Annotated in this window: 11 protein-coding genes; 8 read left to right on the top strand and 3 right to left on the bottom strand. The window is 48.8% G+C overall.

The genetic code is table 11. The features are described 5' to 3' along the window. Nucleotides 1–90 precede the first annotated feature (90 nt). Both NQ510_RS05375 and NQ510_RS05370 read right to left on the bottom strand, forming a co-directional pair. Complete coding sequence (locus NQ510_RS05375; protein ID WP_034525477.1) at nucleotides 91–1,341, bottom strand: glycoside hydrolase family 5 protein; 1,251 nt, start codon at nucleotides 1,339–1,341, stop codon at nucleotides 91–93. A 205-nt stretch (nucleotides 1,342–1,546) separates the two neighbouring features. Beyond that, a complete protein-coding gene (locus NQ510_RS05370; protein ID WP_034525487.1) occupies nucleotides 1,547–3,139 on the bottom strand; it encodes a DUF6377 domain-containing protein in 1,593 nt (530 codons plus the stop codon). 106 nt (nucleotides 3,140–3,245) lie between these two features. On the opposite strand from NQ510_RS05370, the gene NQ510_RS05365 reads away from it, so the two are divergent. Further along, nucleotides 3,246–4,430 carry a DUF5009 domain-containing protein gene (locus NQ510_RS05365; RefSeq protein ID WP_034525478.1) on the top strand — a complete coding sequence of 395 codons (1,185 nt, stop codon included), beginning with the start codon at nucleotides 3,246–3,248 and terminating at the stop codon, nucleotides 4,428–4,430. Continuing rightward, a complete protein-coding gene (locus tag NQ510_RS05360; protein ID WP_005826077.1) occupies nucleotides 4,430–5,029 on the top strand; it encodes an epoxyqueuosine reductase QueH in 600 nt (199 codons plus the stop codon). The genes NQ510_RS05365 and NQ510_RS05360 overlap by 1 nt, the downstream gene beginning before the upstream one ends. Here the strand turns inward: NQ510_RS05360 and NQ510_RS05355 are convergent. Further along, nucleotides 5,016–6,263, bottom strand: coding sequence for a M16 family metallopeptidase (locus tag NQ510_RS05355; RefSeq protein ID WP_005826079.1), 1,248 nt, complete (start codon nucleotides 6,261–6,263; stop codon nucleotides 5,016–5,018). The genes NQ510_RS05360 and NQ510_RS05355 overlap by 14 nt on opposite strands. A gap of 183 nt (nucleotides 6,264–6,446) precedes the next feature. Between NQ510_RS05355 and NQ510_RS05350 the strand changes: the two genes are divergently transcribed. The 6 genes from NQ510_RS05350 (at nucleotide 6,447) to NQ510_RS05325 (ending at nucleotide 11,994) form a co-directional block, all read left to right on the top strand. Beyond that, nucleotides 6,447–7,052, top strand: coding sequence for an SIS domain-containing protein (locus NQ510_RS05350; protein WP_005826081.1), 606 nt, complete (start codon nucleotides 6,447–6,449; stop codon nucleotides 7,050–7,052). Further along, complete coding sequence (locus NQ510_RS05345) at nucleotides 7,040–7,969, top strand: carbohydrate kinase family protein (RefSeq protein WP_034525479.1); 930 nt, start codon at nucleotides 7,040–7,042, stop codon at nucleotides 7,967–7,969. Before NQ510_RS05350 ends, NQ510_RS05345 begins: the two co-directional genes overlap by 13 nt. A gap of 163 nt (nucleotides 7,970–8,132) precedes the next feature. Continuing rightward, complete coding sequence (locus NQ510_RS05340; RefSeq protein ID WP_005826092.1) at nucleotides 8,133–9,515, top strand: hypothetical protein; 1,383 nt, start codon at nucleotides 8,133–8,135, stop codon at nucleotides 9,513–9,515. Further along, nucleotides 9,512–10,126 (top strand): DUF5043 domain-containing protein, encoded by a 615-nt coding sequence (locus tag NQ510_RS05335; RefSeq protein ID WP_005826095.1) that lies wholly within the window; start codon nucleotides 9,512–9,514, stop codon nucleotides 10,124–10,126. Before NQ510_RS05340 ends, NQ510_RS05335 begins: the two co-directional genes overlap by 4 nt. 36 nt (nucleotides 10,127–10,162) lie before the next feature. Then, a complete protein-coding gene (locus NQ510_RS05330; RefSeq protein ID WP_005826097.1) occupies nucleotides 10,163–10,780 on the top strand; it encodes a DUF5043 domain-containing protein in 618 nt (205 codons plus the stop codon). A 149-nt stretch (nucleotides 10,781–10,929) separates the two neighbouring features. Then, nucleotides 10,930–11,994, top strand: a complete 1,065-nt coding sequence (locus NQ510_RS05325; protein WP_005826099.1) for a tyrosine-protein phosphatase — start codon at nucleotides 10,930–10,932, stop codon at nucleotides 11,992–11,994. Nucleotides 11,995–12,102 lie beyond the last annotated feature (108 nt).

Below are 12,102 nucleotides of genomic sequence, written 5' to 3'. Positions count from 1 at the left end.
TACAGCTCAGTCCCTACCTCTTTCATACTAAGTCCCGGCATCTCATCCTCTGGGACTTGATACGTACTGTTTGCAGCGAGGCAGCACCCGCTACTTCATTCCCAATGACCGGATATAACCCTCCTGAACCACACAATTCTTCAGTTTGCATGCCTCGATAAAGTCCATCATCGCCTTGCGGGACATGGCCTGCGCGGGACGTGCCTCACGGATTTCCTTGTACGTGGCACGCGGTGCTTCGGAGAAATACACGATGTTTGCCCAGTTCTCCGGCGGAGTGATGCCGACGAAAGAAGAACCGTCCATCTTCTTGTAGGGCCAGAAGGTATAGCCGATGTTGTTCTCGCGCATCGTCTGGCAGAAAGCGGCCTGCCATTCGTCCGTATTGTGGCCTATCTCACCCATGTACATGGGCAGGTTCACACTGTCGCGGAAGTTGATAATCGTCTGGATGGCAGCTTGGGTAGGTTCGCCTCCGTAACGGTGGCAAGTGTACATTATCTTGTCGTCGAACTTGGAGTCCTTGAAAGGCTTGAAATTACCGTTCCATTGCGCACCGCCCAGCAGAATGATGTGGTTGCTGTCCACCTCGCGGATGGCGGCTACACCTTTCTTATATACATCTTCCAGCTTGCCGTTGAGTTCCTCCATGTTCTCGAAGTAAGGGGCAATGGGCTCGTTGAAGAGTTCGTAGCCGAGGATGACCGGTTCGTCCTTGTAGCGGTCGGCTATCCGGCGCCAGATGTCACAGTAGAGTTGCTGGCTAGCTTCGCTGTCGAACAGCCAGGGATAGCCGTAGCTGTCGTCGATGTTGTCGCCTGTCTGTCCGCCGGGAGCGTCGTGCATGTCGAGGATGAGGTACAAGTCCGATTCGCGGCACCACTCTACCAGGCTGTCCACGCGGGCAAATCCGTCCTGGGCGGCGGTCAGCCCCATATAGTCCTCGTCGGTAAACAGCTTGTAGTGGAAAGGCAGGCGGATGGTGTTGGCACCCTGCTCCTTGATGAAGCGGATGTCCTCGCGCGTTACATAATTGTCCTTGAATGCTTTCCAGAAGTCGGCCGTAAAGTCCGGTCCCACCAACTGGCAGAACATCTCATTGATGAAACGGCCGGAATTGGTCTTGTTGAACTTGAACATGTATCCTTCCGGATTCAGCCAGTTGCCCAGGTTGGTACCCATGATGAAGAGTTTGGTACCGTCGGGCTTTATCAAGTCCTGACCCTGAATGGTTACGAATGCATCCGAAGTTACTTCTTTTGTCGCTTGTTTCTCACCGCATCCCGCAAGGCCCAAAGAGAGCAGGGCGATGGTAATGCTTGTCGCTAATAAATGTTTCATGGCAATAATTTTGGTTATAGTATTAGTTGCGATATTCGCTTTTGCTTCCCCAAAGTTAGGAAAGATAAGAACACCTCGTACCGGCGAATCGGGAATAGGTGGAAGGAGTGAAGAAGCATGAACAAACAAACAACTAATAATCAGAAATATAAGCAAAAGAAGAGAAAGGCAGAAAGTGGATTCAAAAAGCCGGTTTGACGTATTGTCAGCGTATCTGCATCAGCCGTATTTCAAAGTCCTCGCGCGAAATGCGAGCCTTGTTCTTCACTTTGGCACGGTAATTATAGATGGTGTTTACGGAATAACGGAGGAATTCTGCAATCTGCGAACTGTCGTCGATGCCCAGACGAATCAAGGCGAAAATGCGGAGTTCCGTATTCAGCAACTCGCCTTTACGGAGCACGATGCGTTCTTCGGGCTGCAGCAAGTCATTGAATTTATCGACAAAATCGGGGAAAAGGTGCAAGAAGGCAGTATCAAAGTTATCATAGAGTTCCTTCAGTCCGGTGTCCAGCACCTCGCGGGAACGCACCATCTTCAGCAGCTCTTCCATCTGCCCGGCAGAGATTTTCTTGTTGACCATCCGCCGGTAGGTATCCAGCCGGTTGATATAAACGGAGCAGAGATTCATGAAACGGCCCACATACTCCTCCTTGATGTTGTTTGAGAGTTGCAGTTGCTCGTTGGCATGCTCCAGCTTGTTCCGTGCGGCAGAGAGTCGCTGCATCTGCCGGTAGATAAAGCCCACTGCCACCACCAACAGCACAATCAAAGCGCTGATGAGCCAGAGGTACAGCCGGAGCCGGTCATTCTGCTTCTCACGCATGGCCTGATAAGTGAGGTCTATCAGTGAAAGGATGCCGGCAGTCTGGAGGCTGCGGCTACGGGCGTTGTATCGGTTGGTTTCGTCCCACGAGAAACGGATGTAACGGTAGGCATGCTCCATATCCCCTTCCTCATAAAGAAGTTCCGCCAGGTTCCAGAGTGAGGCATGGTCTGTGATGCTCAGGCGAATATCGGTCAGTGCAGACAAAGCCAGATAGCGCTTCTCCTCCTCCCGGTTCCCGAGCCGGCGGTAGAGCAATGAGCGCTGATAGGTCACCAGCGCATATTCGGGAGTATTGGGCTTGGCATGTGCCAGACGCGTATCATTGATGCTCAAGGCTTCGTCCGGATGGCCTGCAGCGGCCTCCCGCGTCTCTCTTCGTTCCAGGTAGAGGGGGGATGAAGGCAGAAGTACCTGCATCAAAGAATCGTCATAATGGGTAGCCAAAGCCTGATAATGCTTCTTGAAAGAATCGTCCAGCGTATAGAAACTCAGTTCTGTGTAAAGTTTATGACAGGCATTGTAATAGTCCGGCAGCAGATGGGAGGGAAGGGAGGCTTTGTCCGTCTGCCTCAAGAGTTCGGCAGCTTCCTCGTACATGCCTGCCGAAGCCATCAGGTGGGCAAGCTCCAGCCTTGTTTCGAGTGCTGCATCCTGCCGGCCATAGCGCTCTGCCCAATCCAGATTGACACGAAGATAATGGATGGCCGAATCGCAGATATATGCCTTGTACTCCTTATAGATTTCCCCATTCCATCGAAAAAAAGAAATATTGGCGGTATCGGTATCCAGCACTTGGCGCTTCAGCCGGGCAATGCGTCCTTCACGCACGGCGACATAGTGCCGGTGCGCCTCGATAGCCTCATCCAAAGAGGATGTCAGCGCAGTAAAAGAGGGCGTGCCGGCAGCAAAAACCACACTTTGCCATACCACGACGGCAAGAAAACAAAAAGTGAACAATCTCCTTTCCATGACCATAAAGTTCATGCAAATATAGCAAGAAATCCTGCAAAGCAGTAGCATCAGAAAGAATAGTTTCCTATATTTGCGTTCTAAACCCCCAAACAAATTATCTATCATGAAAAGCTTAACACCCCAACGGATTGCCGCGGTAGACGTATTCCGCGCACTCACCATGTTCCTCATGCTCTTTGTCAACGACATTCCCGGACTGAAAAACGTCCCCCACTGGCTGATGCATGCCAGGATGGACGAAGACATGATGGGATTCTCCGACACCATCTTCCCCGCTTTCCTTTTCTGTATGGGCATGTCCGTATCCTTTGCCATACAAAACCGGTACAAAAAAGGAGACAATACCCTGCAAGTCGTGGCCCATATCTTCTGGCGGACAGTGGCGCTGATTGCCATGGGACTGTTTTCACTGAACAGCGGAGGCATCGAAGGCGGTCTATCGCACCAATGGTTCTCCATCCTGATGGTCATCGGTTTCTTCCTCACCTGGGGGGTATATCCCAAAGCGGTAGGAACGAAAAAGGTCCTTTTCACCGCAATGAAAACAGCAGGCGTGCTTCTGCTTGCCTTCCTCGTCATCTACAAGGACATGAACGGGAAACCGTTCCAGATAAGCTGGTGGGGCATCCTCGGACTTATCGGCTGGACGTATGCGGTATGTGCAGGCATCTATCTATTCACTCGGGAGAACCTGCGGAAGAATGCCATTGCCTGGTTCGTGGTCGTATTGCTTGCCGTAGTCAGCCATTCCGACTTGATACCGGGAGAGTACGGCAGCCGGATTGTCCTGCTTCCCTTTATCCCGAGCGACTGGACGCTGCATGCCCTTGGTATGTCCGGCGTACTGACCTCCCTGCTCATGCAGCGCTATGCCGACCGGGAACGGCCGGGACGGTTCATCGGCATGCTCTGTGCCCTCGGCATAGGAATGCTTGTCCTTGCCCTCGTCTCACACCCGTTCTGGATTATATCCAAAATACAAGCCACACCGACATGGCTGTTCTACTGCCTCGCCATGTTCTTCCCCTTGTTCGGCTTCTTCTACTGGCTGACGGACGTGAAAGGCAAGACCAACTGGTTCGATATTATCAAACCCGCAGGCACGGCAACGCTGACCTGCTATATTATCCCTTACATCTGGTATGCTGTCCAGCAACTGCTGCATCTGCACTATCCCGAAGCATTGGGAAGCGGTGTACCGGGGCTGCTCAAGTCCCTCGTCTTCTCGCTTGTCATTGTGGGGCTGACCGGCCTGCTGGTGAAAGGCAAGATTAAACTGAAAGTATAATGTTGAAAGTCCAAACACCCAACGGTGACCGCAAGGTGCTGCTGCATTCGTGCTGCGCACCTTGCTCCTCTGCCATCATCGAGTGCATGCTGGAGAACGGCATACGCCCCACCGTATTCTACTGCAATCCCAACATCTATCCGCAGGCGGAATATGAGATAAGGAAAAACGAGGCTATCCGTTTCGTAACCTCCAAAAACATCGATTTCATCGATGCAGACTACGATTATGCACACTGGCTGCACACCATGCAAGGCCTGGAGCACGAACCGGAACGCGGCAGCCGTTGCCTGAAGTGCTTCACCCTGCGCCTGACAGAGACAGCCCGCTACGCCTCCGAACACGGTTTCTCCGTATTCACCACTACCCTCGCCTCTTCGCGCTGGAAAAGCCTGGAACAAATCAATGAAGCCGGACGCCGTGCCGCCGCGCTCTATCCGGGCACCCTCTTCTGGGAACAGAATTGGCGGAAAGGCGGACTTCAAGACCGGCGCAACCAACTGCTGAAAGAGTACGATTTCTATAACCAGCAGTATTGCGGATGCCAATTCAGCATGCAACGGCTGGATGCAAAGCAAGAATCAATCACCGATAAATGAGCGTCGAAAGATAGTCCTCGGCAAACATCTCGTTCGCCACCTCTAACAGCACTTCCGAAGTGAGCTGTTCAATGCGATGGAACACGGCTTCGGAAGTTTCGCATTTATCATAATGCAGGAAAGTCTTGCCCATGCCCAGCGCATTGTTCTCATTGTTGTCCGAAGCTACACCGATTTGCCCGATAAGCTGCTTCTTGGCGGCCGCAAGCTGCGAGGAAGTCATCCGGGCATCACGCAGGCGTTTCAATTCCTTATATACCAGGCGGGTGCAGTAGTCCAAATCTGCAGGGTCGCAACCGAAGTAGATGCAGAAGGTGCCCGTATCGGTATAGGAGGTCAGGTTGGATTCCACGTTATAGACCAGTCCGCGACGCTCGCGGAGAGAAACGTTCAGGCGGCTGTTCATGCCCGGGCCACCCAGGATATTGTTCAGCAGGTAAAGTGCGGTGCGCTTGTCATCGTACGCATTATATCCCCGGCTGCCAATCATGACGTGTGCCTGATGGGTATCCTTATGCACTACAAGATGCTCGGGCACATAGAGGGGCGGCGGAGTACGGCGGTTGTCCACTGCCACGGCAGGTAAATCCGCGAGGAGCTTTTCCGCCCAGCGCACCACCTGCCTGAAGTCCAGATTGCCCAGAACAAAAAAGACCATATTGCCGGGATGGTAGAAACGGGAAGTGAATGCAGCGGCATCCTCACTGCGGAACAGCTTCAGCTGCCCGGGATTGCCCAGAATGTTGCGTCCCAGGGGATGCCCTCTGAATATCAAGTCCTCGAAATCATCGAAGATGAGCTCGGAAGGGTTGTCTTCGTAGGATTGTATCTCGTCGATAATCACCTCTGTCTCCTTCTCTATCTCGCGTTGCGGAAAGGTGGAGTGGAATACAATATCCGTCAGAAGTTCGAAGGCACGGCCGAAATGCTCGGTCAAGAAAGCAGAGTAAATCATCGTCTCTTCCTTGTTGGTGTAGGCGTTGAGGTCACCGCCCACATTCTCCATGCGGTTCAGGATGTGCCATGCCTTGCGCTTGGCGGTACCTTTGAATATGAGGTGCTCCACAAAATGCGCCATACCCTGCTCGTTTTCAAGCTCGTCGCGCGTACCCGCATCTACGGCAAAACCACAATAAGCCACTTTGGAGGCCGAGGGTTCATGAATGATGCGCAAGCCGTTGGGCAGGATATATCGGTTGAAAGCCGACGGTAAATTCTCTTTTAACTTCTTCATTCTGACGTTTCAAACTATTTGAGGCGACAAAAATACAATAAAACTTATTGCCGTTTATAGAAAATTGCAGATATTTGCAATGTACAAATGTGCTAATGTGCCAATGTGCCAATGACCATGCGGCATCACAGCGCAGCCAATTAGCACATTAGCACATTAATCACATTAACACATTATAGGTATATGATTGCATCCATTCAAGAGCTTTTGCAGAAAGAGGCACAGGCCGTACTGAACATTCCAGTGACGGACGCTTATGAAAGAGCTGTAGAACTCATCGTAGAACAAGTGCACCGCAAAAAAGGGAAACTGGTAACTTCGGGTATGGGCAAGGCCGGACAGATAGCCATGAACATCGCCACTACCTTCTGCTCCACCGGCATTCCTTCCGTTTTCCTGCACCCCAGCGAAGCACAGCATGGTGACCTCGGCATCCTTCAGGAGAACGACTTGTTGCTACTTATCTCCAATTCGGGCAAAACTCGCGAAATCGTGGAGCTGACACAGCTGGCACATAACCTGAACCCGGGACTGAAGTTCATCGTCATCACCGGAAACCCCGACAGCCCCCTGGCACACGAATCCAATGTATGCCTCAGCACCGGGAAACCGCAAGAAGTATGTGTACTGGGCATGACGCCTACGACTTCGACCACCGCCATGACCGTCATCGGCGACATCCTGGTGGTACAGACCATGAAAGAAACAGGATTCACCATTGAAGACTACTCCAAGCGCCATCACGGTGGTTACCTCGGAGAAAAATCAAGATCGCTATGCGTAAAGTAATAGGCATCGGAGAAACCATACTGGACATCATATTCCGTGGCGGACAGCCCACAGCAGCCGTTCCGGGCGGTTCGGTATTCAACGGCATCGTTTCACTGGGACGTATCGGTGTTCCCATCTGCTTTATCAGTGAAACGGGCAACGACCACGTGGGCAATATCATCCTCAACTTCATGCGCGAGAACAATATTCCCACAGACCATGTCAATGTGTTCCCCGACGGGAAGTCCCCCGTATCACTCGCTTTCCTGAACAACCGGAGCGATGCGGAATACATCTTCTACAAAGATTATCCCAAGCAGCGCCTGGACGTGGAATATCCGCAGATTCAGGAAGACGACATCGTAATCATAGGGTCGTACTATGCCCTGAATCCGGTACTGCGCGACAAAGTGGTGGAGCTACTGGAACGCGCACACGACATGCATGCCATCATCTACTACGATCCCAATTTCCGTTCGTCCCATAAAGAGGAGGCCATCAAGCTGGCTCCCACCATCATCGAGAATCTGGAATACGCCAACATTGTACGCGGCTCGCAAGAGGATTTCTTCTATATGTGGGGCCTGCAGGAGGCCGACAAGATATACAAAGACAAAGTAAAGTTCTACTGCCGCAACTTCCTCTGCACAGCCGGCGCGGAGCAGGTTTCATTGCGCACCGGCACGATTTCCAAGGAATATTCCATCCCCCCACTGGAGGCGGTCAGCACCATCGGTGCAGGAGACAACTTCAACGCAGGCATCATCTTCGGGCTGCTGAAATATAATGTACGCTACGAGGACCTCGATACCATGGACGAGGCTACTTGGGACCAAGTTATCCAATACGGCATTGAGTTTGCCGCCGAGGTATGCAAGAGTTTCAACAACTCCGTTTCAAAGGAATTTGCAGAAGCACGAAAATACCAGCCATAGACACCCTTACAAAAGGGTGTTCACCACAGATTACATGGCCTGAAAATCCATGCAATCTGTGGTAGAACAGCTTCCGGATTAACAAAATTCTCCCGCTTTTCCTTTCATTTCTGCTTTTTTTTTGCTTTATTTGTCTATCCTTTATACCTTAAGCATTCGCGCTATGAATACAAAAGGAAGCAGACAGCACTCTCCAACCCCTCCTAAGCAGAAATGGCAAAACATCTGCCTTGCCTTGTGCATTCTTTTAGGAATACTCGCCTCTTGCGAAACAGAAGAATCCTTCTATCAACCCCGATTCCCGGCAAACGATGTCCCGTTGACCCGGCAAGCGTTATTCAAGCCGGAAAACTTCTTTGCCTACACCGACTCTACCCTAAAAGCCGTGATTTCCGCACTACGCAGAGTGGAAGAAGAAAAGCATTTCACCGCTTCTTTCCTGTTGAAATACGGCATTCCTCTCTGGAACTTCACCTATAAATTGACTGGAGAAGAGACCTGTATCTTCGTTCCCCTCTACCGCCTTGACAAGCCACACTGCATCGATGCCATCTGGCTGTTGCACATCAAAGACGGATGGATGAAGTTTTTTCCATTGAAGCGTGATGACGAACTCATAAGAGAAAGCGACCAAGTGTTCATATTCGACTTGTTAAGCTATCTAGTATTTGGCGAAGAGAATGCGCAAGGACTCACATTCAAGCCTCATGCCCAGACCCGTTCGGTAATAACCGTCACCCAATGCTGGGATGTATATACCGGACCTAAAGACCAGCTGGAATACAGCTATACCAACTGCGTTAGTCATTCCTATTGGGTGGATGATGCCTTTATAAATAATAGCAACTGGAACAGTGGTGGAGGAGGAAGTGGCGATGTGTGGATTGGAGGAGGAAGTTCTGGAGGTTCCGGCTCTTCACCGGGTACTCCGGCAGGAAATATATTCAAGAAAGAAGCCGACCAAGACTCGCTTTTATGGGTAATCACCGAAAACATGACAGCCCGAATCATGGAAGACTGTTTGGGAGGAGACCTATACAGCCAACTGAAAGAGAAAGTCAAAAACAACAAAATCAATCTGGAATTCGATTTCGGCAAAGGGTATTCCTACAATTGGGAAGAGCATACCTTGCACATCGGATTGGAAGAATTGGAAGCAAACAACCTTCTGCATGAAATGTTCCATGTTTTCCAAACCACACAAGAGCCTATATCATCGTTCAAAAGTTCTATGATGAACAGAGAGATAGAAGCGCACTATGCGCAATACCTGTTCTTGAGGAGGAGCGTGGAGTGGACGGACAAAAAACAAGATAAATATGCAAAAAGCCAACGCCTAAGAGCAACAACTTCATTGACTAAATATGTAAATCAGCAAGGTCATGTTACAACTTCATTCTTGGATATCTTTGAAACCTATATATCTAATAATGTCGTTAATGCTTTCCGTCAGGAAGGATACGACAATTATCCATTTAAAGAGTATTCGGATATCACCAATATTTTTCCCAACATAAAATTAACAACTAAAAATTGTGACGAATGAAAAGACTATTGCTTATTACACTGCTTATAGGATACATCTACCCTTGTGTAGCACAGGACAAACCTATCAGAACAGAAGAATCACTTGAAGGAACAGTCATTTATAAAAAGACCACCACTTTCGAGGTAGATGGTTATACGTACCAATGCGACGTAGATGACGGTAGCCAGTTTGTGACTCTTTATAACAAAGAAAACAAACTGACATACGAAAAGATTGTGTATAAAGACACGGGGAAGACATATATTGGCAGCTGGAGTAGCAATGTAATTGAATATGACAGATTCATGAGTCAGCAAGCAGATTTCATAGTAGACCAAGCATTCACCAAAGCCATGGCAGATGAAATTGGGAAAACGGAACTTATGATAACCATGTTGCTCAGTCCAAATACGGGAGAAGTAATGGAAGTGAATTTCAATTTTTTCACCTTTGAGCCATACGCCAAAGTGCCACTACATGTATATAGGGAAATCGAAGTAAAACTGAAAGAACAAATTCATTTTAAACCCATAGAGGAAGGAAAACAACTCAACTACATTATGCTGGCATGGATGCAAAAGCCCCAAGGGAAACTCCCCCCATTACCTCCTCCCGGTTCGCTAATGTAAGCAACATACAAAATTAACAACTAAAAATTGTGACGAATGAAAAGACTATTGCTTATTACACTGCTTATAGGATACATCTACCCTTGTGTAGCACAGGATAAACCTATCAGAACAGAAGAATCGCTTGAAGGAACAGTCATTTATAAAAAAACCACCACTTTCGAGGTAGATGGTTATACGTATCAATGTGACGTAGATGACGGTAGCCAGTTTGTGACTCTTTATAACAAAGAGAACAAGTTGACATACAAAGATATTGTATATAAAGCCACAGGAAAAATATACATCGGTAGCTGGAATGAAAAAAAAGTAATTGAATACAATAGCTCCATGAGTAAACAAGCAGACTTCATTGTGGACGAAGCTTTTACCAAAGCCATGGCAGATGAACTCGGAAAGCGTGAGTTCACAATAACCATGCTACTCAGTCCGGATACGGGGAAAGTAATGGAAGTGAATTTCAATTTCACGACCTTTAGCCCATACGCCAGAGTACCACTGCATGTATATAGGGAAATCGAAGTAAAACTGAAAGAACAAATACACTTTAAACCCGGAGAAGTGGGAAAACAACTCAATTACATCATGCTGTCATGGAGACAAAAGCCCCAAGGGAAACTCCCCCCATTACCACCTCCCGGTTCGCTGATGTAACATTGTAAACCAACCTGCCTATGCACGAAAGAATCTATAGCAGTTTTTTTAAAGTTCAAAAAAGAAATATAAAAGCTTGGCATTGCTGTTACCTTCTGTGGGTAAATTACATATATTTGTGATTAACGACATCAGAGAGGTTACGAATTATGTATAAGAACTTATTGAACTTGCTTGTTTTGGCAGTGCTGCTCCCTTCCTGCAATGGCACTGCCCCTCACATTTCCGTTGTATGCGAAGAAAACAACGTGGGCAACTGCATTGTAAAATGGGAAATGGCCCCTCTCATCAAAGGAAATGTGAAGGTATATGCTTCGACCAATCCCAACCATATCCCCGAAGATGTTCCCGTTGCCGTCGCCAACATCTCCGACCTGAAGATGACTGTCATCACTACCGACCCTACACAACGATACTACTACACACTTGTATTCGCTGACAAATACCGGGTAAAGATTGCCACCCGCAACATCAACATCCCCGGCATACAGAACTTCCGAGACCTGGGAGGCTATTCCTCCTATCCCACCCAAAAGAAAGTGCATTGGGGCATGCTGTACCGCTCTGCCGAAATAGATAAACTGAAACCGTGTTCGCGCAAAGAGCTCAAGAACATAGGCATAAGGACTATCATCGACCTGCGTTCATCTGTCGAAGCGAATAGACAAAGCCCTTTGCAACAGGCATTCAAAGTGATCCATATCCCCATTCCTACCGGCGACATGGAGTATATCCTGAAAGGTGTACAGGAACAGAAAATCAAGAGCGATACTGTCTACCGAATCGTGGAGCAGATGAACCGCGAACTCATCAACAACTACACCAAAGAATATCGCCGGATTTTCGATATCCTGCTGGACAAGAACAATTATCCCGTCGTAATCCATTGCTCTTCGGGCAAAGGGCGCACGGGCATCGTATCGGCACTTGTGCTTGCCTCCCTTGGAGTGGACGAAGACATCATCATGGAAGATTATCGCCTCAGCAACGACTACTTCAACATCCCGGCGGCCTCCCGATATGCTTACCAGCTTCCGGCACGCTCGCAAGAGGCCATCACTACCGTATTCTCGGCACGCGAAGATTTCCTGAATGCCGCCATTGAAGAAATGAAACGAAGGTATGGAGATACCGACACCTACCTGCAAAGAGGCATCGGTCTGACAAAAGAAGAAAGAAAGAGACTGCAAGACATTCTTTTAACGGATAATTGACAATGGATAATGGATAATGAGTAGCCAATAAAAAACGATTTTATCATGTAATTGCATAATTATCAACCATCAATTATCAATTATCCATTGAAAAGCACTATCTTTGCG

Source organism: Bacteroides uniformis (genome assembly GCF_025147485.1).
In the GTDB taxonomy this organism is placed as follows: domain Bacteria; phylum Bacteroidota; class Bacteroidia; order Bacteroidales; family Bacteroidaceae; genus Bacteroides; species Bacteroides uniformis.
This window is presented reverse-complemented; position numbering and strand designations above follow the sequence as displayed.

Coding starts and splice junctions, on each gene's coding strand:
- NQ510_RS05375 (WP_034525477.1), bottom strand. CDS start 1,341: ATGAAACATTTATTAGCGACAAGCATTACCATCGCCCTGCTCTCTTTG.
- NQ510_RS05370 (WP_034525487.1), bottom strand. CDS start 3,139: ATGGAAAGGAGATTGTTCACTTTTTGTTTTCTTGCCGTCGTGGTATGG.
- NQ510_RS05365 (WP_034525478.1), top strand. CDS start 3,246: ATGAAAAGCTTAACACCCCAACGGATTGCCGCGGTAGACGTATTCCGC.
- NQ510_RS05360 (WP_005826077.1), top strand. CDS start 4,430: ATGTTGAAAGTCCAAACACCCAACGGTGACCGCAAGGTGCTGCTGCAT.
- NQ510_RS05355 (WP_005826079.1), bottom strand. CDS start 6,263: ATGAAGAAGTTAAAAGAGAATTTACCGTCGGCTTTCAACCGATATATC.
- NQ510_RS05350 (WP_005826081.1), top strand. CDS start 6,447: ATGATTGCATCCATTCAAGAGCTTTTGCAGAAAGAGGCACAGGCCGTA.
- NQ510_RS05345 (WP_034525479.1), top strand. CDS start 7,040: ATGCGTAAAGTAATAGGCATCGGAGAAACCATACTGGACATCATATTC.
- NQ510_RS05340 (WP_005826092.1), top strand. CDS start 8,133: ATGAATACAAAAGGAAGCAGACAGCACTCTCCAACCCCTCCTAAGCAG.
- NQ510_RS05335 (WP_005826095.1), top strand. CDS start 9,512: ATGAAAAGACTATTGCTTATTACACTGCTTATAGGATACATCTACCCT.
- NQ510_RS05330 (WP_005826097.1), top strand. CDS start 10,163: ATGAAAAGACTATTGCTTATTACACTGCTTATAGGATACATCTACCCT.
- NQ510_RS05325 (WP_005826099.1), top strand. CDS start 10,930: ATGTATAAGAACTTATTGAACTTGCTTGTTTTGGCAGTGCTGCTCCCT.